Origin of the sequence: Vreelandella arctica (assembly GCF_037070215.1) — a bacterium.
Lineage (GTDB): Bacteria > Pseudomonadota > Gammaproteobacteria > Pseudomonadales > Halomonadaceae > Vreelandella > Vreelandella arctica.
This window is the reverse complement of the sequence record NZ_JBANSN010000007.1, coordinates 1-26,818: the sequence shown is the minus strand read 5'-3', so window position 1 is coordinate 26,818 and position 26,818 is coordinate 1. Positions and strand designations below refer to the sequence as shown.

The 26,818-nt window shown below is 56.6% G+C and carries 23 protein-coding genes and 1 pseudogene; 12 read left to right on the top strand and 12 right to left on the bottom strand.

The window, feature by feature from the left end; genetic code table 11:
* Genes V8L70_RS08180 through V8L70_RS08170 form a run of 3 tightly spaced genes read left to right on the top strand, consistent with a single transcriptional unit; the run spans window position 1 to window position 2,535 of the window.
* Entirely contained in the window at window positions 1–987 is a 987-nt protein-coding gene (locus tag V8L70_RS08180; RefSeq protein WP_101145022.1) for a 2-dehydro-3-deoxygalactonokinase, read from the top strand.
* A 30-nt stretch (window positions 988–1,017) separates the two neighbouring features.
* On the top strand, window positions 1,018–1,620 hold the full coding sequence (locus V8L70_RS08175) for a 2-dehydro-3-deoxy-6-phosphogalactonate aldolase (protein ID WP_101145023.1): 603 nt from the start codon (window positions 1,018–1,020) through the stop codon (window positions 1,618–1,620).
* A gap of 18 nt (window positions 1,621–1,638) precedes the next feature.
* The gene (locus V8L70_RS08170) at window positions 1,639–2,535 is read left to right on the top strand and encodes an SMP-30/gluconolactonase/LRE family protein (protein WP_101145024.1); all 897 of its coding nucleotides are present in this window, start codon (window positions 1,639–1,641) and stop codon (window positions 2,533–2,535) included.
* Between the two features lie 159 nt (window positions 2,536–2,694).
* Here V8L70_RS08170 and V8L70_RS08165 read toward each other — a convergent pair whose 3' ends face one another.
* The 4 genes from V8L70_RS08165 to zwf form a co-directional block, all read right to left on the bottom strand.
* Entirely contained in the window at window positions 2,695–4,290 is a 1,596-nt protein-coding gene (locus tag V8L70_RS08165; protein ID WP_008956978.1) for a solute:sodium symporter family transporter, read from the bottom strand.
* A 260-nt stretch (window positions 4,291–4,550) separates the two neighbouring features.
* Window positions 4,551–5,213 carry a bifunctional 4-hydroxy-2-oxoglutarate aldolase/2-dehydro-3-deoxy-phosphogluconate aldolase gene (locus tag V8L70_RS08160; RefSeq protein WP_008956979.1) on the bottom strand — a complete coding sequence of 221 codons (663 nt, stop codon included), beginning with the start codon at window positions 5,211–5,213 and terminating at the stop codon, window positions 4,551–4,553.
* 71 nt (window positions 5,214–5,284) lie between these two features.
* Complete coding sequence (pgl, locus tag V8L70_RS08155; protein ID WP_101145025.1) at window positions 5,285–5,950, bottom strand: 6-phosphogluconolactonase; 666 nt, start codon at window positions 5,948–5,950, stop codon at window positions 5,285–5,287.
* Window position 5,951: 1 nt separating this feature from the next.
* Window positions 5,952–7,457: a glucose-6-phosphate dehydrogenase gene (zwf, locus tag V8L70_RS08150; protein WP_101145026.1), complete on the bottom strand. Its 1,506-nt coding sequence runs from the start codon at window positions 7,455–7,457 to the stop codon at window positions 5,952–5,954.
* Between the two features lie 289 nt (window positions 7,458–7,746).
* Here zwf and V8L70_RS08145 point away from each other — a divergent pair, with 289 nt between their 5' ends.
* From V8L70_RS08145 to trkA, 4 genes are read left to right on the top strand one after another with little or no spacing between them, the layout of a single operon-like run.
* Entirely contained in the window at window positions 7,747–9,237 is a 1,491-nt protein-coding gene (locus tag V8L70_RS08145; protein WP_008956982.1) for a TrkH family potassium uptake protein, read from the top strand.
* A gap of 9 nt (window positions 9,238–9,246) precedes the next feature.
* Window positions 9,247–10,440: a sensor histidine kinase gene (locus V8L70_RS08140; protein WP_232774468.1), complete on the top strand. Its 1,194-nt coding sequence runs from the start codon at window positions 9,247–9,249 to the stop codon at window positions 10,438–10,440.
* The gene (locus V8L70_RS08135) at window positions 10,430–11,152 is read left to right on the top strand and encodes a response regulator (RefSeq protein ID WP_101145028.1); all 723 of its coding nucleotides are present in this window, start codon (window positions 10,430–10,432) and stop codon (window positions 11,150–11,152) included. The genes V8L70_RS08140 and V8L70_RS08135 overlap by 11 nt, the downstream gene beginning before the upstream one ends.
* Complete coding sequence (gene trkA / locus V8L70_RS08130) at window positions 11,149–12,522, top strand: Trk system potassium transporter TrkA (protein WP_008956985.1); 1,374 nt, start codon at window positions 11,149–11,151, stop codon at window positions 12,520–12,522. Before V8L70_RS08135 ends, trkA begins: the two co-directional genes overlap by 4 nt.
* A gap of 30 nt (window positions 12,523–12,552) precedes the next feature.
* Here trkA and V8L70_RS08125 read toward each other — a convergent pair whose 3' ends face one another.
* The 4 genes from V8L70_RS08125 to gap form a co-directional block, all read right to left on the bottom strand.
* Entirely contained in the window at window positions 12,553–13,296 is a 744-nt protein-coding gene (locus tag V8L70_RS08125) for an anti-sigma factor (protein ID WP_008956986.1), read from the bottom strand.
* Window positions 13,293–13,847, bottom strand: a complete 555-nt coding sequence (locus tag V8L70_RS08120) for a sigma-70 family RNA polymerase sigma factor (RefSeq protein ID WP_232774470.1) — start codon at window positions 13,845–13,847, stop codon at window positions 13,293–13,295. Before V8L70_RS08120 ends, V8L70_RS08125 begins: the two co-directional genes overlap by 4 nt.
* A gap of 118 nt (window positions 13,848–13,965) precedes the next feature.
* The gene (locus tag V8L70_RS08115; protein ID WP_101145030.1) at window positions 13,966–14,487 is read right to left on the bottom strand and encodes a DUF3455 domain-containing protein; all 522 of its coding nucleotides are present in this window, start codon (window positions 14,485–14,487) and stop codon (window positions 13,966–13,968) included.
* Between the two features lie 161 nt (window positions 14,488–14,648).
* Complete coding sequence (gap, locus tag V8L70_RS08110) at window positions 14,649–15,650, bottom strand: type I glyceraldehyde-3-phosphate dehydrogenase (RefSeq protein ID WP_008956989.1); 1,002 nt, start codon at window positions 15,648–15,650, stop codon at window positions 14,649–14,651.
* A gap of 219 nt (window positions 15,651–15,869) precedes the next feature.
* Here gap and V8L70_RS08105 point away from each other — a divergent pair, with 219 nt between their 5' ends.
* Window positions 15,870–16,346: a methylglyoxal synthase gene (locus V8L70_RS08105; protein WP_008956990.1), complete on the top strand. Its 477-nt coding sequence runs from the start codon at window positions 15,870–15,872 to the stop codon at window positions 16,344–16,346.
* Between the two features lie 24 nt (window positions 16,347–16,370).
* On the opposite strand, the gene cra is transcribed toward V8L70_RS08105, so the two are convergent.
* On the bottom strand, window positions 16,371–17,348 hold the full coding sequence (gene cra / locus V8L70_RS08100) for a catabolite repressor/activator (protein ID WP_101145031.1): 978 nt from the start codon (window positions 17,346–17,348) through the stop codon (window positions 16,371–16,373).
* Window positions 17,349–17,637: 289 nt separating this feature from the next.
* Here cra and ptsP point away from each other — a divergent pair, with 289 nt between their 5' ends.
* From ptsP to pgi, 4 genes are all read left to right on the top strand, one after another.
* Complete coding sequence (ptsP, locus tag V8L70_RS08095; protein ID WP_101145032.1) at window positions 17,638–20,508, top strand: phosphoenolpyruvate--protein phosphotransferase; 2,871 nt, start codon at window positions 17,638–17,640, stop codon at window positions 20,506–20,508.
* On the top strand, window positions 20,508–21,479 hold the full coding sequence (gene pfkB / locus V8L70_RS08090) for a 1-phosphofructokinase (RefSeq protein WP_101145033.1): 972 nt from the start codon (window positions 20,508–20,510) through the stop codon (window positions 21,477–21,479). The genes ptsP and pfkB overlap by 1 nt, the downstream gene beginning before the upstream one ends.
* Window positions 21,476–23,218: a PTS fructose-like transporter subunit IIB gene (locus tag V8L70_RS08085; RefSeq protein ID WP_101145034.1), complete on the top strand. Its 1,743-nt coding sequence runs from the start codon at window positions 21,476–21,478 to the stop codon at window positions 23,216–23,218. Before pfkB ends, V8L70_RS08085 begins: the two co-directional genes overlap by 4 nt.
* Window positions 23,219–23,415: 197 nt before the next feature.
* Window positions 23,416–25,083 (top strand): glucose-6-phosphate isomerase, encoded by a 1,668-nt coding sequence (gene pgi, locus V8L70_RS08080; protein ID WP_101145035.1) that lies wholly within the window; start codon window positions 23,416–23,418, stop codon window positions 25,081–25,083.
* Between the two features lie 130 nt (window positions 25,084–25,213).
* Here pgi and V8L70_RS08075 read toward each other — a convergent pair whose 3' ends face one another.
* The 3 genes and pseudogenes from V8L70_RS08075 to V8L70_RS08065 form a co-directional block, all read right to left on the bottom strand.
* Window positions 25,214–25,750 (bottom strand): DinB family protein, encoded by a 537-nt coding sequence (locus V8L70_RS08075; RefSeq protein WP_008956996.1) that lies wholly within the window; start codon window positions 25,748–25,750, stop codon window positions 25,214–25,216.
* A gap of 71 nt (window positions 25,751–25,821) precedes the next feature.
* On the bottom strand, window positions 25,822–26,550 hold the full coding sequence (locus V8L70_RS08070) for an SDR family oxidoreductase (RefSeq protein WP_101145036.1): 729 nt from the start codon (window positions 26,548–26,550) through the stop codon (window positions 25,822–25,824).
* A gap of 149 nt (window positions 26,551–26,699) precedes the next feature.
* Window positions 26,700–26,818 (bottom strand): annotated as a pseudogene (locus V8L70_RS08065) (IS1595 family transposase); the annotation flags it as partial.

The following is a 26,818-nucleotide window of genomic DNA, read 5'->3' as shown; positions in this document are numbered from 1 at the left end:
ATGGAATCAAGCGCGATGCGTGAAACGACTGAAATAGCATATCAGTTGGCCTGGATTGCCGTGGACTGGGGCTCTAGCAACCTGCGCGCCTGGGGTCTGGATCAACACGACCAGGTAATTGCCCAAGCCAGCAGCGACAAGGGCATGCTATCGCTTAAAGCCGATGAGTATGCAGCCGAGCTGCTACGGTTAGTGGGTGATTGGCTGCCTGCCTCCGGCCAGACGGATGTGATGGTTTGTGGGATGGCGGGCGCCCGTCAGGGCTGGCTGGAAGCCGCCTACCTGCCCGTGCCAACGCGGCTCGATCAACTCAGCCAGGGTGCGGTGACGCCAACGCTTACGGGCAGCCAGCTGCACGTTTATCTGCTGCCTGGTTTAAGCCAAACCCGCAGCGCGACAAAACACTTTGACGTGATGCGCGGCGAAGAGACCCAGCTGGCGGGTCTGGTCGCCGATACGCCTGACTTTTCAGGCCTCGCTTGTCTGCCCGGCACGCACGCCAAATGGGCTACCCTGGAAGCAGGCGCCGTCACCCAGTTCACTACCTATCTGACAGGTGAGCTTTATCAGCTCTTGGCACGCCAATCGGTTTTGCAGCACTCCATCGGCAGTGATGACTTGAATGATGCGGCCTGTCGTGACGCCTTTGTGACAGCGGTCAGCGAAAGCTATGAAGCGCCCGAAACCTTTAGCAGCCGTCTGTTCGGCCTGCGTGCGCAAGATTTACTCGATGGTCGACTACCTATCGGCAAAATGCGAGGGGCCATACTGGCGGCCAGGCTCTCCGGGCTCGCTATCGGCCTTGAACTCGCTGGCGCCTGCCGTGAGCCGTCAAGCCAAGCGCCCATCACGCTAATCGGTAACCAAGCCCTTTGTCAGCGCTATACGTTAGCCCTCAATGCAATCGGTTTTCAGACACGGCATGTGGATGGCGATGAGGCCGTGCTAGCAGGCCTTCGGCTTGCTCATCATGCATTGAAGGCTTAATGCTGCTCACTATTAACGGAGAAATTACCCATGTCGCTGCCACTGATTGGTATTTTGCGCGGTGTAACGCCTGATGAGGCCGTGGATATCGCGGAAGCGGTGCTAGCCGCGGGCATCACCCAAATTGAGGTGCCGCTTAACTCACCCAACCCACTAGATAGCATTCGTCGCTTGGTAGACGCATTTGGCGAGCGTGCAGTGATTGGTGCAGGTACGGTGCTCACGCCAGCTCAAGTACGCGATGTTCACGCCGCTGGGGGACGCTTGATCGTTTCGCCCAACTGTCGGCCAGCGGTGATTGAAGAAACCCACCGGCTGGGTATGGCGAGTTGGCCGGGGATTGTCACGCCCTCTGAAGCCTTTGATGCGCTGGACGCTGGCGCAACCGGGCTTAAACTCTTCCCCGCGGTACAGGTAAGCTTAGAAGGCATGAAAGCGGTACGTGCAGTGCTACCGGCAGGCACACTGCTCTATGCCGTGGGTGGCGTTGGGGTCGATAATTTCGCTGAGTGGCGCGCCGCTGGCGTTGACGGTGCAGGCCTGGGCAGTGCGCTATACAAACCCGGCCAAAGCGCTGCTCAGGTACGGCAACAAGCGCAAGCCCTTGTTGATGCTTGGTCAGCGGGAGAATAATAAGGAGAGCAAACAACAATGAATACAGACATCAGTGTTTCAACGTGGCAGGCCGAGTTAGCGGTTGATAGCCGCTGCACACTGGGGGAAGGCCCGCAGTGGGATGCTATTAATCAGCGCCTTTATTGGTGCGATATTCTCGGAAAGCGATTGCACTGGCTCTCCCCCGCTACCGGGGAAAGCGGCCACTATCAGCTTGATCATATGGTCTCGCTGGCCACGCCGCTTGAAGGCGGCGGGCTGCTGTTAGTCGGTGAAGATCGCTTATGCAGGTTCGATTCCAATAACGGTAGCGTAGAAGCGTTTTGTGATTTCGAGGCCGATAACCCGATCACGCGTAGCAATGATGCCCGTGTCGATTGCCATGGCAGTCTGTGGCTTTCCACCATGGGCAAGAAGGCCGAAAAAGGCGCGGGCAGCCTTTACCGCCTACATCGTGGCGAGCTCACACGGTTACGCTCAGGCTTAACGATTCCTAACGCTATTTGCTTCTCAGCCGATGGCTGTTTTGCTTGGTTTACCGATACGGTGACGGGCGTGGTGATGCGCTGGGCGCTCAATAATGAAGGTTGGCCAGAAGGCGAACCGCAGCCCTGGGCGGACTTCTCCTCTACCCTAGGTAACCCCGACGGCGCGGTAGTCGATGGCGAAGGCTGTCTTTGGCTAGCACTGTGGGGTGCGGGACAAGTTGTGCGCCTGAATCATGACGGAAAAGTGATAGGCCGTGTCAAGCTGCCGGTCAGCCAACCTTCCTGTTCAGCGTTTGCAGGTCCCGACCTAAAAACGCTCTATATCACCACGGCCCAAGAGGGATTTAGCGCTGAGCAGCTAGCCCAAGAGCCAACGGCAGGTTCGCTTTATGTGGTCGAACTCGATATTGCTGGGCTAGCTGAGCCGCCGCTGCGCCTAGAGTAGATTCCCTGTCATTGCAAGCTCACTCACTGTCATTGCAAGCTCACTCACTGTCATTGCGAGCGAAGCGAAGCAATCTCGGGGTATCTGCCACCGGAAGTTGAGATTGCCGCGTCGCTGCGCTCCTCGCAACGACGCGGCCTCGTTCCCGACAATCCCAGCTTAACCAGCAAAGCTTATATACATAACGATCACTAATACGACCAACACGATGCCAGCAGGCACGGCGCCTTTCCAGGGGGTTAGGTCGACGTCGCCGCTGTGCTCCTGAATCCAATCCGTTTCACGCGGGCGAAGCTTGCCGATGATCAGCATCACCGCCACTAGTAACACAAATACCAGCGCCACGAAGTGGAACTCGTGCATGACCTGCGGCAGCAGCGTGAACGGTGGCACAAAGTAACCGGCAGCAATCAATAAGCAACCGCCCACCAGAGCAATCTTGGCAGCCATAGGCGGAACACGCTTGGTCAGCAGGCCTACCAGCACCACCGCCAGAATTGGAATAAAGTAGATCGCGTTCATCTTCTGCAGGTAGCCAAACAGGCTTTCCTGGCCGGCCAGCAGCGGCGCAATGATCATGGTAATGATGGCCATGATCCAGCCAAACACCTTGCCTGATTTAACCACCTGCTCTTCGGTAGCTTCTTTATTCAGCACACCTTTATAGATGCCCAGGCTGAAAATCGTGGTGGTGCTGTTAAGCGCCGAGTTAAACGACGACAGAATCGCACCCACCATCACTGCGGCAAAGAAACCGGTGAGGTAAGGGGGCAGTACGTTAAACACCAAATGGCCGTAGGCTTCATCGGCACGTACGCCCTGGTCAGCATAAAGATGGTAAGCAATGATGCCCGGCAGAACCAGGTACAGCGGCCCCAGCAGCTTGAAGAGACCGGTCAACAGAACGCCCTTCTGCCCTTCAGCAAGGTTTTTGGCCGCAAAAGTACGCTGGATAATCTGCTGGTTAGTGCTCCAGTAGAACAGGTTGATCAGGAATACGCCGGTAAACAGAGTGAAAAAAGGCACCTGCTGATCAGCGCCACCAATCGAATTCAGCTTATCCGGGTCGCTCTCTTTCAGGATGCTCCAACCTTCCATAATACCTGTGCCGCCACTCACGGCCTGCAGGCCGAAGTAGACAATCACAAAACCACCGATCAGCAGCCCGACGCCGTTAAGCGTGTCGGACACCGCTACCGTGCGCAGCCCGCCAAACAGCGCATACACCGAGCCGATAATGCCGACGATCCACACCGTTAACCAGAGCAGCGTCGAGGACGACTCAATGCCGGTTAATCCAGGAAGATCAAGCATTCCCTGCAACCCGATGGCGCCCGAATAGAGGATAATCGGCAGCAGAATCACCGCGTAGGCAATCAAGAAAATGATATTGGTGATTAGCTGTGTGGTTTTATCGAAACGTATTTCGAGTAACTGCGGTAACGTGGCAATGCCACTTTTCAAAAATCGCGGCAGGAAAAATAGCGCCAGCGCTACCAGCGCAATAACCGCTACCACTTCCCAGGCCATTACACTTAAACCATCGGCAAAGGCAGCCCCGTTCAACCCTACCATTTGCTCGGTAGAGAGGTTGGTCATCAATAGTGAGCCAGCAATCAGCGGAAAGGTTAGCGTGCGACCGGCGAGAAAGTAGCCGCTGGTGCTTGAGTGGTCATCGCGGCGCGTAATGCGCCAAGTAATGAAGGCGACAAGTCCTGTAAAGAACAGGAAAGACGCCAGGGTCAACGCGTGCATATTGACTTACCTCATCATCTTTATAAGTGGCACGCACGTTACGGTATGCGCGGATTAAAATGTCAGACATATTATTCAGTCATTTTAGACGAGCTGAATATAGCCCCGTTATACATCTTTGGTCTTAGTCGCTCCTTCAAAGCGCCAAGTGGACACAATCAGCGCATAAAAAAGCCCCGGCTCAGTTCTTAAACATGACGTTTAAAAACATAAACCAGGGCGGCTGCCAGCGCTGCTATCGATACGCAGCGGCAGCTTACTTAATGATGAAAACGCTCGGCTGATTGGCGTGCGAGTTCACGGATACCGTCCCAATCTTCCGCTTCCACCATTGCTTTAGGCGTCAACCATGAACCGCCGACACACATCACATTGGGCAACGATAAATAGTCATCGGCGTTATCAACAGTGATACCGCCAGTGGGACAAAAGCGTGCTTCAGGAATCGGCGCTCCAAACGCTTTGATCGCTTTAGCGCCACCGCTGGATTCCGCAGGGAAGAACTTAAACCGACGGTAGCCGTACTGCCAGCCAGTCATCAACTCAGAAACGGTTGAGACGCCTGGCAGCATAGGTACAGGGCTTTCAACGCCATAGCGATAGAGGGCATCGGTAGCACCGGGAGTTACCACAAAATCAGCGCCGACCTGCTCGGCTTGGCGGTACTGGGCCGGGGTTAATACCGTGCCCACGCCAATGCTGGCACCGGGCAGCGCTTCACGCATGCGTTTAACCGCTTCCAGAGCACAATCGGTACGTAGGGTGACTTCCAGTACGGTTAATCCTCCTTCCACCAGTGCGCGACCCAACGGGACAGCGTCTTCCAAGCGCTCAATAGTGATGACGGGAATCACTTCGGCTTTTAAGCAGATGCTATCAAGCTCGGCGGTACGTGTAGACGGTAACTGTTTATCGATAGTCATGAGTGAGTCTCCAAGCAAATTATTATTGACTAAGGCGGTTAATTCTCAAGGGCGGGCCTAAAGGATTGACCTTAGGGCGCCCAGTAAATCGCCAGGGGGCAGGTTAAAAAGACACGTATCGGCAGTTGACGTACGTCGTCGCCGTTCAATGCCTTGGCCAATACGGCGCGTTTATCGTCGCCGGTAATATGTAGAAAATGACGGCGCGCTTGATGTAAGCGATCCGCTGAGAAGGTAATTCGTGGCTGCGGCTGGCTAGGGGTGCGCACTGCCACCAGCAACTCATCCGTGGAAAGTGCCAGGTCAAGCTCACGGCTATCAGGGAACAGCGAGGCAGTGTGACCATCGCCGCCCATGCCCAGAATTACGACGCTGGCAGGCCACGCCAATGCATCCATTCGCTTAGCGACTTCCTCGACACCTTCTTCCGGTGTCGAGGCATCACAAGTTAACGGTATAAATTGGGCAGCCGTCGCTTCACCCTGCAACAGGTGTTCGCGTACCAGCTTGGCGTTGCTATCGGTGCTTTCCTCTCCGACCCACCGCTCGTCGGCAAGGGTAATGTCAATGCGCTCCCACGGCAGTGGCTTGGCCGACAGCGCCTTAAAAAACGGTACCGGCGTCGAGCCACCTGAGACGACTAACAGAGCGCGCTCTTGATGATTTAAATCTTCTTGCAGGGCTTGAAACACCGCTTCGGCAAGCTGCTCGGCGAGCTGTTGGCGTGCTTGGCTCATATTAATAATCCTCGTACCAGCTGCGGCCGTCTTGGGTAATCATAGCGATGGAGGCGACCGGTCCCCAAGAACCTGCAGGGTAACGACGCGGCGACGTGTCACGTTTTTTCCAGCCGTCAATGAGCTGGTCGCACCAGCGCCATGCGTGTTCGATTTCATCGCGGCGAACGAACAGATACTGCTGCCCTTTCATGACTTCCAGCAATAGTCGTTCGTAGGCATCGGGAATGCGCGATTTCGGGAAGGCACTGTTAAAGTCCAAATGTAGCGGGCCAGGCCGCAGGCGCATGCCTTTATCCAGGCCACTGTCTTTGGTCAACACCTGGAGGGCGATGCCCTCTTCCGGCTGTAAGCGGATAATCAGCTTATTGGAGGCAATATTGCGCTGGTCCGGGTCGAAGATATAGTGCGGCTGCTGGCGGAAGTGAATCACGATCTGCGACAGTTTTTCCGGCATCCGTTTACCGGTGCGCAAATAAAACGGTACGCCCGCCCAACGCCAGTTAGCCACTTCGGTTTTCATCGCGACAAAGGTTTCGGTCTGGCTCTGGGTATTGGCGCCCTCTTCTTCTAGATAGCCGGGTACCGACTGACCGTCGCTGTTGCCCGCGATGTACTGACCGCGCACCACGTCTCGATCTAGCGCTTCGCCCACAAAGGGCTTGAGTGCTTTAAGCACTTTCACCTTCTCGTCACGGATGGCATCGGCATCCAGGTTCGAGGGTGGATCCATGGCGATTAAGCACAGTAGCTGCAGCAGGTGGTTTTGCACCATGTCGCGCAACTGACCCGCTTCATCGAAGTAGCCCCAGCGACCCTCAATGCCCACTTTTTCCGCTACGGTGATCTCCACATGGGAGATGTTGTTCTGATTCCACTGAGTACCGAATAGCGGGTTGGCAAAACGCAGTGCGATCAGGTTCTGTACGGTCTCTTTGCCCAAATAATGGTCGATGCGATAAATCCGCGACTCGGGAAACACCTCGCCAATGGCGTCGTTAATTTCAATTGAGGAGTGCAGATCGGAACCAATCGGTTTTTCAACCACCACGCGGGACTCTTCATCCAGGCTTTTGCTGGCCTGAAGGTGACGACAAATATCACCGTAAATACGCGCGCCAACGGAAAGATACACCACCATCGGGCGGGGTGACCCCTTTCGCCACTGGCGGATTGCGTCGTACCCGTCGACACTGGAAAAATCGAGTTGCAGGTAATCCAGGCGGGCGAGAAAGCGTTCCAAGCTTTGCTTGTCCTGCTCGCCGCTTTTCAGTCGCTTTTGCAGCGCGTCGTTAACCAGTTGCCGAAACGACGCCACATCGTGCTCTTGGCGAGCCAGTCCCATGATGCGCGTGCTTTCAGGCATTAAGCCTTCACGGTCAAGATGGTATAAGGCAGGAAACAGCTTGCGCATGGCAAGATCACCCAGCGCCCCAAACAGCGCTAAATCGATAGCATTATCTGGATCGCCCAGCGGCGCACCTTGGGAAGCATTGGACTGGCTCATCGTTGCTCCTATTTATAGTTAGTCAATCTAATGTAGTTAGATTACCTAAAACCTACCTGAAAGAAGACATTGTACGCAATAATTTGTGTAATTTTACTACAAAAATTGGGATTATCTACCGCCAACAGTTCATAACATTCTCTCTGCGTCGCTAAAGCGCGAAATGGAACCGTGACAGCAGAGCCATTTCACAAATAATTATCCAAACGGCTTGGTTTTTACAGACTTTTTATGGAAGGGCATGTTCTCTTAGCGCATGCTTAAGAATACTAAATGGCGAGTCAGGTATATGACACCTTTTACACCGTTGTTTCATCGCAGTAGGGATGTTTATCGGCACTGGGCCCCTGTCTTTAAAATCATGTCGATTCTCTGGGTAGTACTGGCCCTATTCATGCTGGCTCCCCTGATTATATTGCTTATCGAGCATGACCCCGACGCACCCGCCTTTGGTATCTCTGTGCTGTTCATAGTGGGGGCGGCCGCACTTACCTGGCTACTCACCTTCCGGGCCACGCTTGAGCTGAAGCCCTGGCAGATGTTCATTCTGACCGCTGCCAGCTGGGTCACCATCAGCGGTTTTGCCAGCCTACCGCTCGTACTTGGCGCCCCCCAATTGACGTTTACCAATGCCGTCTTTGAATCGGTTTCGGCGATTACCACCACGGGGTCGACCATCCTGGTCGGCATCGAACACTTTTCCGATGGCCTGAAACTGTGGCGAGGGCTAATGCAGTGGATGGGCGGCATCGGCATTATCGTCATGGGCATCGCAATCTTGCCGTTTCTGAAAGTAGGCGGTATGCGGCTGTTCCATACTGAATCATCCGACTGGTCGGATAAAGTGATGCCGCGTACGGGTGGTATCGCCAAAGCAACCCTTACCATTTATGTGGCTTTGACCCTGGTCGCGATTGGCAGTTACTGGACCGGTGGGATGACGCTGTTGGACGCCACCGTACATGGCATGACATCGCTTTCCACCGGCGGATTTGCCAACTCAGACGCCTCCTTTGGGGCCTATAGCGGGCAACCTTGGCTGCTCTGGATGGCCAGCTTTTTCATGCTCAGCGGCGCGCTTCCCTTTGTGCTGTATATCCGTTTCATACGAGGTTCAAGTAGCGCCTTATGGCAAGACCAGCAGGTACGGGGGCTGTTAAAGCTGCTGCTTACCGCGGTTCTGCTTATTAGCCTCTGGCGGGTTGCTCACGGAGATAACTGGTTTGAGTCGTTGACCCACGTCACCTTTAACGTCGTATCCATAGTAACCACCACCGGCTATGCCTCTGACGATTATACGCTTTGGGGTGCACTCCCGATGATGGCATTTTTCTACCTCACCTTTGTCGGAGGTTGCAGCGGTTCGACCAGCGGTGGGATGAAAATCTTCCGCCTGCAGATTGCCACCTTGATGCTGCGTAATCAGTTGCACTACTTGATCCATGCCAATGGCATATTTACCACTCGCTACAATCAGCAGCCGGTAACCAGCGACATTTCACGCAGCGTAGTCGCCTTTTCGTTCTTTTTCTTCATTACCATCGCCGCACTAGCACTAGGCCTTTCCGCGTTGGGACTTGATTTGGTAACCGCCCTTTCCGGTGCCGCCACGGCGGTTACCAATGTAGGTCCCGGTCTGGGTGACATCATTGGCCCTGCGGGCAACTTCGCCTCCCTGCCCGACGCTGCAAAGTGGCTACTATGTATCGGCATGCTGATGGGACGTCTGGAAATTTTGACGGTCGTCGTACTGCTGACCCCGATGTTCTGGCGCCGCTAGCGAATTACCATGAAGGACGACAACATCATGCCGCTTGGCAAATCAATTAGCAGGTCCGACTCGCACTTCGTTCGCCGGCTGCGCGCTCCCACGCCGTTTGAAATCCTCATCGCCCTGGCGAGTACCGGCGCTGCGCTGCTGATCGCCTGGGGTCTGTACGCTTGGCTGGCACTAGCCAATCTTTCGTTGATCTTTCTTACCGCAGTACTCACCAGCGCTGTTGTGGCTGGGAGCTATGCGGCTTTGCTCAGCGCCCTGCTGGGGTTTCTGACCTTTAACTTCTGCTTTACCGTCCCGCATTTTTCATTTGCGGTCGAAGAGCAGGAGCAGCTACTGACGCTGCTATTCTTCCTATTGGTGGCACTCGTAGTGGGTAAGCTCGCTGGCGATAGCCGACAACGGCTGCTGGAGCTGAGTGAAGCGCGCCTTGCAGAAGAGCAGGAAAGGCTGCGGTCCGCGCTACTCTCATCGGTATCCCACGACTTGCGTACCCCGCTGGCATCAATCATTGGTGCCGCCAGCTCTTTGCGCACCCTGGATGCTCAGTTGACCCAGCAGGATCGCTTCGAGCTGCTGGATGGCGTATTGAGCGAAAGCGAACGGCTAAATCGCTATATACAGAACCTGCTGGACATGACCCGCCTCGGCCATGGCGATATGAAAATCGAGCGTGACTGGGTCGCGTTTGACGATCTGGTCTCATCGGCTCGTAAGCGCCTGGGCAGTATCCTTGATGACCTCCAGATAAAGCAGCACTGGCCTGACGACCTGCCGCTGCTCTATGTGCATCCGGCCCTGATCGAACAGGCCCTGGTCAATGTGCTGGAGAATGCGGCTCGTTTCTCGCCCCCAAATGGCTGCATCACTATCGAAGCCTGCTGCTCCGGCACTGACAGAGCTGGGAAAAGTGGCTCTACTAAGCCCAACACTGATGATACGCCTACCCTGCTATTTTCAGTCACCGACGAGGGCCCCGGAATTCCGCCAGCGCTGAGCGAACGGGTATTCGATATGTTCGTTACTGGCCATGAAGGTGATCGCAGCCGACATGGAAGTGGCCTGGGGCTGGCGATTTGCCGCGGTATGCTGGGCGCCCACGCAGGGCAGATCCACGCCAGTCAAGGGCCCGCAGGGATCGGCACTACGATCACCATGTCACTGCCGCTACCCTCCCCCCGCGAGGAGGCAGACAATGAGCAGTAATCAAGTGCGAGTATTGGTCATCGATGACGAACCGCATATTCGCCACTTCTTGCGCATCAGCCTTGCCTCCCAGGGGTTTCAGGTGATCGAGGCCGCCACTGGTCGTGAAGGACTGGTAAAACTCAGCGCCGGTGCATCTGCACCCAACGCGGACATCGTTCTGTTGGATCTTGGCCTACCCGATATGGATGGTCAGCAGGTACTCGATGCCATCCGCCAGCATTATGAAGTGCCCGTTATCATCGTTTCGGTTCGCGGGCACGAGGCAGAAAAAGTGCGTGCCCTGGATAACGGTGCAAGCGACTACGTTACCAAGCCATTTGGTATCCAAGAGTTGTTGGCCCGTATTCGGGCATTATTAAGACGGCGCGCCAGCCCAAGTGCTCAGCGATTCAAGCATGGCGGACTGGTGGTCGATATCGCCGCCCACCAAGTCAGTTTGCATAACATCGCGGTTCATTTAACGCCTAAGGAGTTTGCCGTTCTGGCCCATCTTATCGCTTGCGCTGGACGCGTCGTGACTCAGACCCAGCTACTTCGTCAGATCTGGGGCCCTACCCACCAGGACGACAGCCACTATTTGCGTATTGTGGTGAGCAAACTGCGCTACAAACTCGGCGACGATCCCCAGTCGCCTACCCTGTTACAAACAGAACCCGGCATTGGTTACCGGCTCTCCCTTGAGCCTGACCGTGAGGACAATAGCCCATGAAGATCATTATTCTCGGCGCCGGCCAGGTCGGCGGCACCTTGGCAGAACACCTCGCCCGTGAGGAGAACGACATCACTGTCGTTGATACCGATGCCAAAAAACTGCGCGACCTGCACACCAAACTCGATATCCGCACCGTGACCGGCGCGGGCTCATACCCCATTGTGCTGCGCCAGGCAGGCTGCGAAGACGCCGATATGTTGATTGCAGTGACCAGCAGCGATGAAATTAACATGATCGCCTGCCAGGTCGCCCACACGCTGTTTCGCACTCCGACCAAGATCGCCCGGGTGCGCGCTACGGCGTATTTAACCCGTAAAGGCCTTTTTGCCCACGAAGCGATTCCCATTGATGTACTCATCAGCCCCGAGCAGGTGGTGACCGACCACGTACGCCGCCTGATCGAGCACCCCGGCGCCCTACAGGTTCTGGAGTTTGCCGGTGGACTGGTACAGCTGGTGGCGGTGAAAGCCTTCTACGGCGGCCCGCTGGTAGGTCAGGATTTAGCCTTTCTTCGCCGCCATATGCCCAACGTGGATACCCGTGTGGCGGCGATCTACCGGCGCAATCGACCGATTATTCCCCGCGGCGATACGGTCATCGAAGCCGACGATGAGGTGTTTTTCCTCGCCGCTCGTCGCGATATCCGTGCGGTCATGAGTGAGCTACGCCGGGTCGAGCGGGATTTTCGTCGGGTGGTGATTGCCGGGGGTGGCAATATCGGCGAACGCTTGGCAGAGCATCTAGAGCATAGCCACCAGGTCAAGATCATCGAGCACAACCTGGAGCGCTGCACCACGCTTTCCGAGCGGCTGGATCGCACCGTGGTGCTCCACGGCAGCGCCACCAGCAAGCGCCTGCTGGAAGAAGAGAACATCGAAGAGTGCGATATCTTCTGCGCGCTGACCAACGACGACGAGGTCAATATCATGTCCTCGCTGCTGGCCAAGCGGTTAGGCGCCAAGAAGGTGCTGACGCTGATTAACAACGCCGCTTATGTGGATTTGGTGCAGGGTGGCGAGATCGATATCGCTATTTCGCCCCAGCAGGCGACTATCGGCAGCCTGCTGACGCACGTGCGACGCGGCGACATCGTCAACGTCCACTCGCTGCGCCGGGGCGCCGCCGAAGCGATTGAAGCCATTGCCCACGGTGACAAGCAGTCGTCTAAAGTGGTCGGCCGCACCATCCGCGAGATCGACCTACCGGAAGGCACCACGATTGGGGCAATTGTGCGCGGCAAAGAGGTCATCATCGCACACGGCGATGTGATGGTTGAGAGCGGCGATCACGTGATTTTGTTCGTGATCGACAAGCGCCGCATTCGCGACGTGGAACGCCTGTTCCAAGTTGGCTTATCGTTCTTTTAAAAACACTTTTAACAGGCGCTTTTAGAGTGGCTAAATCTCGACCGCGCGACCAATAAACTCAATGGGACCGGTGGGCAGACCGGTGGCCGAACCGGTTTCGTCTTCCAGCGTTAGCTCAAACAGTTGGTTATCTTCAAGCGGCGGCAACTGGTCTAAGCGCATCCGAATGGGCTGACCAGGTTCGACTAACCCCAGTGATACCGGAGCCTGCCACTCATCCGCCTTGGTCCAGAACTCTAGCGCCTTCCCTTCAGGCACTTCGAACGTACCCAGCGGGATCAGCTCTATTTCCTGTCGCGATGAGGCCTGGACTACCCAGCCCGCTGACTGAGTTTGCGGCGCGAGCAGAACCACCATGTACTCGGGCGTAGTTGAAATAGTTGGCTCAGTGACTTCATTTGCCAGCATTACGCCCATGACTAACGCCGCCGCCAGGCCAAACCCGGCAGCGCCACGCCAAAGTGGCAAGCTGTGTAGCATGCGCCGAGGCCTTGGAGGCACAACAACAGAACTGGTACGTTTAGCGGACGCTTCTCGTGCCTTTAGGCTGCGCTCAATACGTGGCCATAAATAATCAGAGGGCGATACCGGATCGGTGATAGCGGTATAGGGCAAGAAACGCTCTTCCCAAGCCATCACGGCTTTTTGCAGTTCAGGCTCATTGGGCAAACGAGCTTCCAGCGCTTTGCGCTGCTCTAACGACAGTGTGCCTAGCACGTATTCACCCGCCAAGGCATGGTCATCTTCGCGTTCGTTATCATTAGGGCGGGTCATGCCATACACTCCCGTAAGCGCAGTAAACTGCGTTTTATCCAGGCTTTAACGGTACCGAGGGGCGCCCCAGTATGGGCAGCAATTTCCGCGTGACTGAGGCCATCGACATAGGCGTGAAGTACACAGTTACGCCGCTCGGGCTCCAGTTGCTTTAAACAGCTATCCATCCGCTGGCCGGTCTGCCAATCAAAGGCTTCTTCGGCAACATCAGCGTGCTGGAAATGTTCGTCCTGACCTAATTCGGTGGGTGCGTCGCTATCGAAGGTAATTTCACGGTCACGGTAACGAATAGCATTTAATGCCAAGTGACGCGCGACACTAAATATCCATGCTCGCGCAGACCCTTTGTCAGGGTCAAAACTATCGGCGCGTTGCCAAATATTTAGGCAGGCATCGTGAACAATATCTTCCGCCATGCCACGATCTTTAACGATTCGTAGTACCACACCTAAAAGCCTGGCACCTTCGTGAATATAGAGTTGGTGCAAAGCGTCATGCTCGCCGCGGGCACATTTGGCCAATACAGCAGCATGATCAAATTCTGAAGACACGTCAGTCAAACCCTAGCTCCCTGGTGACGGCACCGACGCCAGTCGTCGTTTTCACAGACAGCATATCCGCTAGGGACTCAACAAACGAGTCCCCAGCGGAATTAGCGCTCCAGTCGACTTATTCAGCCGCCCAGAAGATGTAATCCGCTTGATAGGTAACTACGGCGGTTGCACCGTCATGTTCCATATCACAAGCCACATTGGGCGCAACGCCACCCTGGGTGTTTAAACGCTGAATGTAGCTAACGCCTGTCATTGCGCCTTCCCCTTCAGCGGGGTTGGCTTCAACAAGCTGGAGCGGAATGTTGCCATCGCCATTGGCGGCCGTGGCTAGCTGGGTGCCGGTAATTTTTGAACCATCCAGCGCTTCCCATGTTGCTGGCGGGCCATAGTAGCTTCCTACTTGGCTGCCGTCGCTAGCATTAAGCGTAGCGTGTGGGCCTTTGAATACCCAGCCCATATTGCCGTCGTCGTTGGTTTCACACATATAGGTAATAGCGCCAACGCCAACTGTTTCGAGGGCGATAGTGTTGCCGTCCGGTACTTGGACATCCGCAGGCGTTTCGGCCAAAGCGGCATGACTGAAGGATGCAATCAGAGTGGCGGCCAAGGTAGCGCGCGTTAGATGATGAAGTGTCATTTCAGTCTCCTAAAAGGGTTGTTATCAGCTGCCTACAATGGCGGCTGTATAGGGAATACCCGCGAGAAGACGTTTTGGATGCACTATTTTTAAAAAATAAAAAAACCCTGAGCAAGGGCTCAGGGTAACGAGTAGGAATAGTTAGCAGTGTTCGCTATAGCTTAAGCGGTCTTCTGCATCGCAATGGCGGTGTCCAGCATGCGGTTGGAGAAGCCCCACTCGTTGTCGTACCACGCCATAATCTTAACCAAGCGACCATTTACACGGGTGTGATTGGTATCGAAGGTGGATGAGTTGGCATCGTGATTGAAGTCGATGGAGACCAGCGGCTCGGCATTAACCGCCAGCACCGGCGAATTCGCAGCAGCCTTCTCGACGATGGCATTAATTTCTTCTTTGGTGGTATCGCGGCTGGCGGTGAAAGTAAGATCCACCAGCGACACGTTGATCACCGGCACGCGAACTGCCAAGCCATCGAACTTGCCAGCCAGTTCCGGCAATACTAAACCTACCGCCGCTGCTGCCCCGGTTTTGGTCGGGATCATGGAGTGGGTCGCACTACGAGCGCGGTAAGGGTCAGAGTGGTAAACATCCGACAGGTTCTGGTCGTTGGTGTAAGCGTGCACCGTGGTCATCAGACCGTTCTCGATCCCTACCGCATCGTTCAGCGCTTTTGCTACCGGCGCCAGGCAGTTGGTGGTGCAGGAGGCGTTGGAAACCACCGTATGCTCGGCGGTTAGAATATCGTCATTCACGCCGTATACAATGGTGGCATCGGCGTCGGGGCTGGGCGCGGAAATAAGCACCCGCTTGGCGCCAGCAGTAATGTGCTTGGCAGCCGCCTCACGCTTGGTAAACAGCCCTGTGCACTCCATCACCAGGTCGATATTCATCGACGACCACGGCAACTGTGCTGGGTCACGCTCGGAGGAGATCGCGATACGATCACCATCCACCGTGATGCTCTCGTTGTCATGCTCTACCTTGAAAGGGAAGTGGCCATGCACGGTGTCGTGACGCAACAGGTGGGAGTTCAGCGAAGGATCGCCCAAATCGTTGATAGCGACAACCTGTACACGGTCGCGGTAGCTGTTCTCGTAAAGGGCGCGCAGTACATTGCGGCCGATACGGCCAAACCCGTTAATCGCAACTCTTATTGTCATGATATAGCTCCTCAATTAACCAATGGTAGCAAGTGTCGCATTTAGTAAAAAAATTACTAAAAATACGTATTTAAGCGTCATGAGGCTGAAAATTCGTATAACAACGGCCCCAAAAGGCTTGTAAATATCCAATATGTAGTAAAATTACTATATAAACGCTACCGTAGTCCAACATTAAAAGCTGGTCTTAGAAAGCCAATACAAGTAAAGGGTTCCGCCATGAGTGATGCACAACCGCCCCGCCAAGCTATCCGCACTCTACAAGCACGCAAACGCATTGCACTGATTGCCCACGACGGTAAGAAGGTCGAAATGCTGGAGTGGGCGACCCGCTGGCAAAGCGTGCTCAGCCAGCATGAGCTGATCGGCACCGGCACCACCGCCGGGCGCTTGAAAACCGCGCTGGGACTCGACGTTGAAGGGTTGATGAGCGGGCCGTTGGGCGGCGACCAACAAATTGGTGCACGCATCGCCGAACAGCGCCTTGATGTACTGATTTTCTTTTGGGACCCCTTCTCGCCGCAGCCTCACGACCCCGACGTCAAGGCGCTGCTGCGCTTGGCCGCCCTGTGGAATGTGCCTGTTGCCTGCAATGCGGCCACCGCAGACTTCCTGCTTTCATCGCCCTATCTGGGCGAAAGCTACGATATGTCGATTCCGGATGCCAACGCTTGGGCCCAGGCCAGAACGGTCTAAGCAGCAAGCATCAGAACGCCCTGTTCAGCGGGTGTGCAGGTGGCGGGCAACTACCTGCAGCCCGCACTCGTAGTGGCCGTCCAAGGCGGCCAACGCGCAGTTCAGCGTCAACGCAGCAATCCGGTCATAATCCTGCAACGCTGAATTGACCGGCTGGGGGAGAAAATCCAGCAGCCGGTGATCGCCAAAGGTGGCCAAACGGATATTGTCTGGCAAGCCGCCACGCTCCAAGAACACATCAAAGACCCCTTCCAGCAGCGTGTACGACGCCGTTACCAGTGCATCGGCGCCGCCCTCCTCATCCAACAGCCGGGCTGCAAGGCGCGCCCCTTCGCTACGCTCATAGCTCACTCCACTCAAGATCAGCGGCACAACCTCCGTGCCACTCAATGCCGCCTGGAAACCGCCCCGCCGTTCGCGGCTGATCGACAGGTTCGGCATTGCCTCCAGCCACGCCACACGTTTGGTCGCCCCACCGATTACCGAGCGTGTCAACGCCTCGGCCGCTTCGCAGTCATTGCTCACCACGCTGGAAAACAGTGCGGGATTCAGGCCACGATCCATGCCCACCACACACCAGCCCTCGTCTACCAGATCGGCGTAGAAGGTGTCGTCGCTGGGCAGACAACTGGCGGTGATCAACACCTCACAGCGCTGGGCACGCAGCGCCAGGGCGAGTGCTCGCTCGCTCTCTGCACAGTCATCCGAACTGACAATCAGCAACTGATAGCCCTGCTCCCGCGCACCACGCTCCAGGCGTTTCGCCAGCCGGGCATAACTGATGTTCTCCAGGTCCGGCACGATAAGGCCCAGCAGACGGCTAGCCCCACGACGCAGAGCGGCCGCCTGCGGGTCTATGTGGTAACGGTGCTGACGTACTACTGCCATCACTTTCTCAATCGTTGCCACGCTAATACGGCGCTGCTCGGCCTGGCCATTAATCACGTAGCTAGCGGTCGTGCGCGAGACGCCGGCTAGCCGGGCAATATCGGCGAGTGTCATTCGGGTTCCCCTTGGTGTGACCGGGCAGTTTATCAGCAAGTAAGCGCCTACCAGACCAAAGTCTAAAAGCACGAACCTTGCGTCACGAAGTGAATCGATTCAGCATAGCACTAACACTAGATTCATTGGCAAGGATGAATCACCGCTGAAGGGTCGATTCATCCCACTGGCATCAATGCCATTACCATGATCATTTAACGACGATCACTTATGTACACGCCCTGCACTCGGCCCAAAGTACTCACCGGAAGTACTTCGCAGCAACAGAGCGCGTTTACAGGAGAATGCTATGTTGACACTCGGCCCCGATGACATCCTGCTAGGCCGCCACGCGGATAGCTGGCAAACCGCGCTGGACAGTGCCGCTGAAGCGCTGGTAGACGCCGGACTGGTTGAGGCCGAGTACCGTGACGGCCTGCACGCCCGCGAAGCCCAGTCATCGACGTTCCTGGGCAATGCCATCGCGATCCCCCATGGCACGCCAGAAAGCCGCCAACATGTGAAGCAGACCGGCGTCCGCGTGCTGCAGTTTCCCCAAGGAATCGAGTGGCACGACGGTCAACAGGTGCATGTGCTGGTGACCATCGCGGCCCAGAACGATGAGCACTTGGATATTTTGCGCCAGCTCACTCACGTGCTGGATCGTGAAGGGGTTGCCGAACAGTTAGCCAGCGCCAGTTCCGCTGCCGATGTGGCGCGCCTGCTGTCCAAACCAACGCTTGAGCCACGCTTGGATGCTGATACGCTCTGTGTCAACTTTCCCGCTCGCGCCCCCCAAGAGCTCGCCCTGGCCTCCGCCGCCCGCCTGCGTCAAAGTGGCTGCGTCGATAACGCCTTCATTACCGCTGTCGCCGCCGCTCAACCCACCTGGTTAGGCAAGGGGTTGTGGCTGGCCAGCAGCTCGCAAGGGGTTAATCAGCCCGCGCTTGGGGTCGCCACGCCAGCGTCGCATACCTTGGAAAGCGCTGGCCACCCGGTCCATGCGCTGTTCTGCTTAGCTGCCCACGGTGATGCCCACCGTCCGCTGTTAGAGCAATTAATGGCACTGCTGGATAGCGGCGCCAGCGACTCGCTGCTCACATGCAACAGCACTCAACTGCTTTCCCTGCTGGCGGGCGAGACCGCTAGCACGCAAACCCGTCGCGTGCGGGTGCTTAACCCTCATGGCCTGCACGCCCGCCCCGCCAAGCAGTTGGTGCAAGTCGCCCGCGCCCAGGCAATGTCGATCAATGTGCGGCTGGAAGAAGGCAGCGCCACGCTGGTCTCGGCGGCCAGCTTGACCAAGGTGATCGGCCTGGGCGCTCGCCGCGGCCAATGGCTGGTGCTGTCCGCCGAAGGTGATAACGCGCGTCAAGCGCTCGAGAGCGTGGCGGAAACGATTGAGGCTGGCTTGGGCGAGAAAGTGACGTCCCTTGACGGCGGCTTTGACACCGCGCCCGAAGCCAGCACGACTCAACCGGCCGTCGAGCCACTGGCTGCCGACACGCCCCATACCGGCGTGGCCGCTTCTCCGGGCTTGGCCATTGCCCCGGTGTTTGTTATCCGCCCCATGCTGTTCGACTACCCCGAGCACGCCGATGACGCGGAGCAACAGCTCATCCGCTTGAATCACGCCATTAAAGAGGGCGCGGCCCAACTGGAGGCGCTGGTTCGCAATGCCCAGGGCGGCGAAGTCGCCGATATTCTCTCGATGCACGAAGAGATGCTCGTCGACCCGGAACTTCACCACGCGGCCTCGGATGCCATTCGCGAAGGACGCTCAGCGGAAGCGGGCTGGTGGGAAGCGATTGAAACCGCTGCCCACGCCCAGGAAATGCTGGCCGACCGCCTGCTGGCCGAACGCGCCGCCGACCTCCGCGACGTGGGCCGCCGCGTACTTGGCGTGCTCTGCGATGTGACGCTTCCTGAACCGCCTGACCACCCCTATATTCTGGTCATGGACGACATCGGCCCTTCCGATGTGGCGCGCCTGGATACCTCCCGTGTGCGTGGCCTGCTCACTGTACGCGGTGGTGCGACAGCCCACAGTGCCATTCTGGCCCGCGCACTGGGTATTCCTGCCGTCGTTGGCGCGGGGCAAGCGGTGATGGCGCTCAACAACGCCAGCATGATGATTTTGGATGGTGATCGTGGCCGGGTAACATCGCAACCTTCCGAAGAGCGGTTACAGCGTGCCGAGCAGCAGTTGCTCGACCACCAGCAGCGCGAAGCAGCTGCCTGGAAAACCCGCTTTGAGGTTGGTCAAACTCGCGATGGCCACCGTGTCGAAGTCGCCGCCAACCTGGGCAATACCGCCCACGCTGCCGATGCAGTAGAGCGCGGCGCCGAGGGTGTTGGCCTGCTGCGTACTGAATTTCTGTTCATGGCCCACGCCAGCGCCCCGGATTTGACTACCCAGATTGGAGAGTACCGCCAAGCGGTGGAAGCGTTGGGCGGCCGCCCGCTGGTGGCACGTACCTTGGATGTGGGCGGTGACAAGCCGCTGCCTTACTGGCCGGTTCCCCAGGAAGATAACCCCTTCCTGGGGCTGCGCGGCATTCGCCTGGCACTGACCCAGCCCGACGTGCTCGAGACCCAACTGCGCGCGCTGTTGATGGCCAGCAAAGATCACCCTTTGCGCATCATGCTACCGATGATCAAGGACATTGCCGAGTTTCGTGCGGTCAAGGTGATCTATGATCGCCTGCTGCAAGAGATCCCCGCCTCCCAGCGCGCTACCGATGTGCAGCTCGGGGTGATGATTGAAGTACCTTCCAGCGCGCTGCTGGCACCCAGCCTTGCCGCCGAGGTGGACTTCTTCTCGGTGGGCACCAATGATTTGACCCAGTACACCCTGGCGATTGACCGCGGTCATCCGGAGCTTTCTGCCCAGGCCGATGGCCTACACCCGGCGGTGCTGCGTCTAATCCAGATGACCGTGGCCGCAGCGCATAGCCAAGGCAAGTGGGTCGGTGTGTGTGGTGAGCTGGCCTCGGATGCCGTGGCTATTCCCGTATTAGTTGGCCTGGGCGTGGATGAACTCTCGGTCAGCGCGCGGCAGATTCCTTTGGTGAAAGCTCGCCTGCGCGAGTTTGATTTTGCAGACGCCCAGGCCATCGCTCAGCTAGCGCTTTCACAAGCGACCAGTGACGAAGTGCGTGATGCACTGGAGGCGCGCTAATGGCCCGCGTGCTTTGCATTACGCTCAACCCAGCGCTGGATTTAGCGTTTAACCTTGACGCCTTAGTATTGGGCAGCGTCAACCGCCCTACCAGCGCGCAGCTCGAAGCCGCTGGTAAAGGCGTTAATGTTGCCCGTGTATTGGCAGAGCTTGGTCATAGCGTCACGGTCAGCGGCTTTTTAGGCAGCGAGAACGACGCGCCCTTCGCCCTGGCTTTCAAACAGCTGGGGCTGGCCGATGCCTTCGTGCGGGTGCCTGGCAGCACGCGTATCAATGCCAAACTGGCTGAACAGGGTGGCCGCGTTACCGATATCAACGGTCCCGGCATGCCGATTGACGCCACACATTTACAAACGCTAATCGACACGTTGGACGCCGAACTGAGCAGCGCGATGCCACCCCAGGCAGTGGTTGTCGCTGGCAGCCTGCCCCCAGGGCTGTCATTGGATGGTTTTCGCCAGCTACTGGAGCACTTGAACGCCAGTGGTGCGCCGCTATGGGTGGATACCAGCGGCCCGGCTCTTAACGCCGCCATCGACGCCCACCCGGCGGGCATCAAGCCCAATGAAAATGAACTCGCCGACTGGGCAGGGGACACTCTCGACACGACGCCAGCACGCTTGGCGGCCGCCAAGCGGCTACATCAAAGCGGCATCGCCCATGCGCTTGTTTCAGCGGGTACCGAAGGCGTGCTGTGGGTGAACGCCCAAGGTGCCTGGCACGCCACGCCCCCCAAGGTGACGGCAACCAACACGGTGTGCGCTGGCGATACCTTTGTCGCGGGCATGCTCCACGGCTTACTTAATCAACACGACCCGGAACGAACGCTGCGCTTTGCTACCGCACTCTCTGCCGAGGCCGTACGCCATGTCGGTGTCGGCAACGCCAACGCTGCGGATTTCGACTCACTCCAACAACACACCCGGATACGGCGTCTTGATGACTCCATCACCGAGGGAGCTACGCTATGAACATAATTCTGATTACCGCCTGCCCCAGCGGCATGGCTACCACCTTCCTCGCTGCCAAGCGCCTGGAGCAGGCTGCCCAGCGCCAAGGCTGGTCGGTACACGTTGAAATGCATGGCGAAATCGCGCCACTGCAGGCTGCTACTGCTGATCAGATTGCTAACGCCGATTTGATTGTGGTCGCCGCCGATCACGTGCCCGCCCCGGAACGCTTCGAAGGCAAGCGCCTGTTCCAGGCACCGATTGCCAGCGCGCTCCCCGACCCTAGCGGTTTTCTGGCCCAGGCCAAGCGTGAAGCGCCGATTTACAGCGCGCCTGCCGCGCCTGCAACTTCCGTTTCTAACGCTTCAAGCAGCGCGGGTTGCAAGAAAATTGTCGCGGTCACCGCCTGCCCTACCGGCGTCGCCCACACCTTTATGGCCGCCGAAGCGCTCTCGGGAGCAGGTAAAGCCATGGGCCACGCCATTCGCGTGGAAACTCAAGGCTCGGTGGGCGCACAAGACAAATTAACGGAAGAAGAGATCGCTCAGGCCGATGTGGTGCTACTAGCTTGCGATATCGACGTTGATCCGTCGCGGTTTGCAGGCAAGCGCATCTACCGCACGTCTACCGGCAACGCGCTGAAAAAGCCGCGCCCCACCATTGAAGCCGCGCTGGAAAACGCGGCACTGGAAAATAGCGGTTCGGCCAATACCGCTAGCGACACTAAGAGCGTCAAAGAGAAAGGCGTTTATAAGCACCTGCTCACCGGCGTTTCCTTTATGCTGCCGATGGTCGTGGCGGGGGGCCTGCTGATTGCGCTCTCTTTTGTGTTTGGCATTGAAGCGTTTGAGCAGGAAGGCACCTTGGCCGCCGCGCTGATGCAAATCGGTGGTGGCACCGCCTTTGCGCTGATGATTCCGGTACTGGCAGGTTATATCGCTTACTCTATTGCCGACCGCCCCGGCATCGCACCGGGTATGATTGGCGGCATGCTGGCGTCCAATATCGGCTCCGGCTTTATCGGCGGTATTTTGGCCGGTTTCCTGGCGGGCTATGTGGCGCTGGCGGTCACTCGTTACGTCAAACTGCCCTCCAGCGTTGAATCCCTGAAGCCGATTCTGATCATTCCGCTGGTCGCCAGTTTGGTTACCGGCCTGACCATGATCTACGTGATTGGTGAGCCGGTCGCGGCACTGCTGAATGCGCTGACCAGTTTCCTCGAATCCATGGGCTCCACCAATGCGGTACTGCTGGGTATTCTGCTGGGCGCAATGATGTGCTTTGACCTGGGTGGCCCGGTCAACAAAGCCGCGTATACCTTTGGCGTGGGCCTGCTCGCCTCGGAAACTTACGGCCCCATGGCGGCGATTATGGCAGCGGGGATGGTGCCTGCCATTGGTATGGGGATTGCCAGTTTTGTCGCGCGCAACAAGTTCTCAGCACCGGAGCGCGAAGCGGGTAAAGCCTCATTCGTGCTGGGCCTCTGCTTTATCAGTGAAGGCGCGATCCCCTTCGCGGCGAAAGATCCGCTGCGGGTCATTCCGGCCTGTATCGCGGGCGGGGCACTCACCGGCGCGCTCTCGATGCTGGTGGGTGCGAAGCTAATGGCGCCCCATGGCGGTATCTTCGTACTGCTGATCCCCAACGCCATTACCCCGGCGCTGCTCTACCTGGGCGCTATTATAGCGGGCTCACTGGTTACCGGGTTAGGCTATGCGTTTATCAAACGCGGCGCGGCTCAAGTAGCGGTTGCTACCTAACGGCTGACCCTACCCTGTGTGGGCAGGCACAATTGCCTGCCCACACAAATACGTAGCTTTACGCAGTTAATGCAAGTCTAGTCATAAATACCCTCTACTCCTCGCCGCTTTTTATGTAGTATTTTTACATAACGCCACGTTTAGTTTGCCATTCGGTTCTGGTTACTACATTCACTTAATAACAAACGGATCGCCCTATGTTTCAGCTCACTCGTAGTGTCACCTGGCAGGCGCTTGACCGCCTACGCGACAAAACCGCTAACGACCGCATTCGTGACTACTTCACCAATGATCCTCAGCGCTTTGAGAAAATGAGCCTTCGGGTGGGCGGTCTGTTTCTTGATTACTCCAAGCACCATGTTTCCGATGAAGTGCTTACCAAGTTGATTGAACTAGCCGACCACTCGGCACTGGTACAGCGCCGGGCACAGATGTTCTCCGGGGATATTATCAACGTTACGGAAAACCGCCCGGTACTGCATACGGCTCTGCGTCACTTAGGCGATGAGCCGGTGTATGTGGACGGCGAAGACGTTATGCCCGAGATCACCCGGACACGTGAGCAGATCAAGCTGTTCTCTGAAGCGGTGCGCAATGGCGAGTGGAAAGGCTACAGCGGCAAACGTATTAAAGATGTGGTCAATATCGGTATTGGCGGCTCGGATCTCGGCCCTAATATGGCGGTGCGCGCACTGCTCAAATACCGCCATCCGGAACTGCACTTTCACTTCGTTTCCAACGTAGACGGCACCCATATCCAGAAGGTGCTTTCGCGCCTCGACCCGGCGACTACGTTGTTTATCGTCTCTACCAAGACCTTTTCTACACAGGAGACGCTGCTAAACGCCAAAACCGCACGGCGCTGGTTCCTAGAGAACGCTGGCGAAGACGCCGACGTGGGTGCGCACTTTATTGCCGCCTCCACCAACCGCAAAGCGGCGATGGAGTTCGGCATTCGCGAAGAGAACGTGTTCGAGTTCTGGGCCTGGGTGGGCGGCCGCTACTCCATGTGGTCCTCCATCGGCCTGCCTATTGCGCTTTCGGTCGGTTTCGAAGGCTTTATCGAGCTGCTCGAAGGCGCTCATGAGATGGATAACCATTTCATCAACGCGCCCTTCTCGCAAAACATGCCCGTACTAATGGCGCTGATTGGTATTTGGTACATCAACTTTATTGGTGCCGAAACCCAGGCCATCGTGCCCTACGATCAAGCGCTGAATCAGTTGCCCTCTTTCCTGCAGCAGCTTGATATGGAGTCTAACGGTAAGTCGGTGGATATTTTTGGCCACCCGGTGAACTACAAAACCGGCCCGATTGTGTGGGGCCAAACTGGCTCCAACGGCCAGCACGCTTTCTTCCAGCTACTGCACCAGGGCACCCGCTACGTACCGATTGATTTTATTGCCTCGCTCAAGCCCGAGCCGGGAGTCGAAGACCACCACTTCGCTCTATTGACCAATATGCTCGCCCAGGCCAACGCCTTTATGGAAGGCAGCCAGGGGGACAGCAAAGAGCTAAGCCAGCACGACCCCTACAGCTGCCCCGGCAACCGCCCTTCCAGCACGCTACTGCTGGACGAGCTAACGCCGAAAAACCTGGGCGCGCTGATTGCGCTTTATGAGCACAAAGTGTTCGTCCAAGGCGTTATCTGGAACATCAACTCGTTTGACCAGTGGGGCGTACAGCTCGGCAAACGCATCGCGGGTGAAATCAGCGAACGCATCGACGCCCACGCCGCCGACTTCGACGCCTCCACTCAAGGCCTGCTGGAACTGGTTCGTGCTCACTTCCCTAATGGCGGCAGCGAAAAGGAAACCGGCCCGACTGCCAGTACCGATAAAAAGCCCGCGAGGAAGAAGCGCTAGGCTAGTTTGGTAACCGGGTAAAAAAACGCCTTGGCTTGAGAAAGCCAAGGCGTTTCGCAACCCTGAAACCTTCGGTTCGTAATAACTGACGGTTTCCAGCAACTCGGTTTCCGGCGTCTAAGCATACTTCTTAAGACTCATTCGGAATCAGCTCCAATAGATCAGTGACACCAATATCGATACCGGCCTGGGAGAACAAAGTACTTACCTGCCCACGGTGGTGGGTTTGGTGATTGAAGAAGTGAACAATCAGGCTTGAGTAGCACCTGCTTGATTCCACTCCCTTAGTGTTTTGGTAATTCAACACGGTATTGAGGTCGTCGTCAGTCAGCGCGGCTATCCAGTTGATAATCACGCTATCTAGCCATTGGCGATGCGCCCTCAGGCCTTCCAAATCGTCAAACATGTTTTGATCAAGGCGCTCTGGAATGGGCAAAGGAATCATTACCGCAAGCGTTGTAGCTGAGGAAGTATGGGTTGCAAACCGCTTAAGCCAGAGAGTGTCGGCAACCACGATGTGGTTTAAGGTGCCAAAAATAGAGCCAAAGAACGCACCTCTATCGTTGCTTAGCTCTTCGGCACTCATCTGGCTAGCGGCGCCGTATACCTTGGCGTTCATCCACTGATTGTAAGTGGCCAATTGCTCGAAGTGTTGTTGAAGTTTCATGGATTAAAAGACCTTTCCTTGTCAAAAGCAGCATCCCTACAGAACGCGTTAAATATGGGCAGATAACCCCGCTACCGCCCGCCTGCTACATCAATAAATGACCCCGTCACGTAAGAGGCTTCGTCCGACAGCAACCAGGCGATGGTATTCGCAACTTCTTCCGCGGTACCGCCACGCCGCATGGGAATCTGTGGTGCTAAGCGATCGACTCGCCCAGGCTCGCCACCATCGGCATGCATATCAGTGTAGATAAATCCGGGACGAACGGCGTTAACACGAATCCCTGAGGCAGCCACTTCAAGAGACAACCCCTTGGTTAGGGTATCCATGGCCCCTTTCGATGCAGCGTAGTCAACATACTCAAAGGGCGAGCCTGTTTTTGAGGCAAGTGATGAAACATTGACGATGGCACCACCTGCTTGGAAGCGCCTGACGGCTTCCCTGGAACAGAGAAAGCAGCTGACCACGTTGCTATTGAGTACTTGGTTAAAGCGCTCAAGCTCGATATCCACCAGCTTGGATTGAGTAAGCAAAATCCCTGCATTGTTGACCAAGTGGGTAACACCGCCAAAGTGCGCCTCGGCGGCATCAAACAGGCGGACAACGTCTGCTTCTTTGCTGACATCCGCTTGATGGGCAAACGCCTGGCCCCCATCCCGTACAATGGAATCGACCACCTTATTCGCACGGTCTTTGTTCGCCAGATAGTTGACACACACCGCATAGCCTTTGGAGCCAAGCAGGATTGCTGTTGCTGCCCCAATACCTCGGCTTCCGCCTGTCACAATAACAACGTTCATAGTGCTTCCTCGCTTTTTAGCTACCTAACCCACCTAGCACATTACCCCCCGTACTAGTGGCTTGGGTAGCTCCATCATGCTCCCTAGCGAATTAACTCATTTACTTGCTATTGATTTCTTTAAACCCGGCAACTACTGTATATATAAGGCTATGTTGGCATCTGCTGTTGGTCAGCGCCTATCGCCGCACGAAGCCACGCTTCCTCGGCTGGCCTTGTGGTTTCAAATAACCGTCGCCATGCCAAGTAATTAGGTAAGTACGCTGTCC

Bases quoted from the DNA above. Each gene is read 5' to 3' on its own strand.
- V8L70_RS08180 (WP_101145022.1), top strand. From the start codon at position 1: ATGGAATCAAGCGCGATGCGTGAAACGACTGAAATAGCATATCAGTTG.
- V8L70_RS08175 (WP_101145023.1), top strand. From the start codon at position 1,018: ATGTCGCTGCCACTGATTGGTATTTTGCGCGGTGTAACGCCTGATGAG.
- V8L70_RS08170 (WP_101145024.1), top strand. From the start codon at position 1,639: ATGAATACAGACATCAGTGTTTCAACGTGGCAGGCCGAGTTAGCGGTT.
- V8L70_RS08165 (WP_008956978.1), bottom strand. From the start codon at position 4,290: ATGCACGCGTTGACCCTGGCGTCTTTCCTGTTCTTTACAGGACTTGTC.
- V8L70_RS08160 (WP_008956979.1), bottom strand. From the start codon at position 5,213: ATGACTATCGATAAACAGTTACCGTCTACACGTACCGCCGAGCTTGAT.
- pgl (WP_101145025.1), bottom strand. From the start codon at position 5,950: ATGAGCCAAGCACGCCAACAGCTCGCCGAGCAGCTTGCCGAAGCGGTG.
- zwf (WP_101145026.1), bottom strand. From the start codon at position 7,457: ATGAGCCAGTCCAATGCTTCCCAAGGTGCGCCGCTGGGCGATCCAGAT.
- V8L70_RS08145 (WP_008956982.1), top strand. From the start codon at position 7,747: ATGACACCTTTTACACCGTTGTTTCATCGCAGTAGGGATGTTTATCGG.
- V8L70_RS08140 (WP_232774468.1), top strand. From the start codon at position 9,247: ATGAAGGACGACAACATCATGCCGCTTGGCAAATCAATTAGCAGGTCC.
- V8L70_RS08135 (WP_101145028.1), top strand. From the start codon at position 10,430: ATGAGCAGTAATCAAGTGCGAGTATTGGTCATCGATGACGAACCGCAT.
- trkA (WP_008956985.1), top strand. From the start codon at position 11,149: ATGAAGATCATTATTCTCGGCGCCGGCCAGGTCGGCGGCACCTTGGCA.
- V8L70_RS08125 (WP_008956986.1), bottom strand. From the start codon at position 13,296: ATGACCCGCCCTAATGATAACGAACGCGAAGATGACCATGCCTTGGCG.
- V8L70_RS08115 (WP_101145030.1), bottom strand. From the start codon at position 14,487: ATGACACTTCATCATCTAACGCGCGCTACCTTGGCCGCCACTCTGATT.
- gap (WP_008956989.1), bottom strand. From the start codon at position 15,650: ATGACAATAAGAGTTGCGATTAACGGGTTTGGCCGTATCGGCCGCAAT.
- V8L70_RS08105 (WP_008956990.1), top strand. From the start codon at position 15,870: ATGAGTGATGCACAACCGCCCCGCCAAGCTATCCGCACTCTACAAGCA.
- cra (WP_101145031.1), bottom strand. From the start codon at position 17,348: ATGACACTCGCCGATATTGCCCGGCTAGCCGGCGTCTCGCGCACGACC.
- ptsP (WP_101145032.1), top strand. From the start codon at position 17,638: ATGTTGACACTCGGCCCCGATGACATCCTGCTAGGCCGCCACGCGGAT.
- pfkB (WP_101145033.1), top strand. From the start codon at position 20,508: ATGGCCCGCGTGCTTTGCATTACGCTCAACCCAGCGCTGGATTTAGCG.
- V8L70_RS08085 (WP_101145034.1), top strand. From the start codon at position 21,476: ATGAACATAATTCTGATTACCGCCTGCCCCAGCGGCATGGCTACCACC.
- pgi (WP_101145035.1), top strand. From the start codon at position 23,416: ATGTTTCAGCTCACTCGTAGTGTCACCTGGCAGGCGCTTGACCGCCTA.
- V8L70_RS08075 (WP_008956996.1), bottom strand. From the start codon at position 25,750: ATGAAACTTCAACAACACTTCGAGCAATTGGCCACTTACAATCAGTGG.
- V8L70_RS08070 (WP_101145036.1), bottom strand. From the start codon at position 26,550: ATGAACGTTGTTATTGTGACAGGCGGAAGCCGAGGTATTGGGGCAGCA.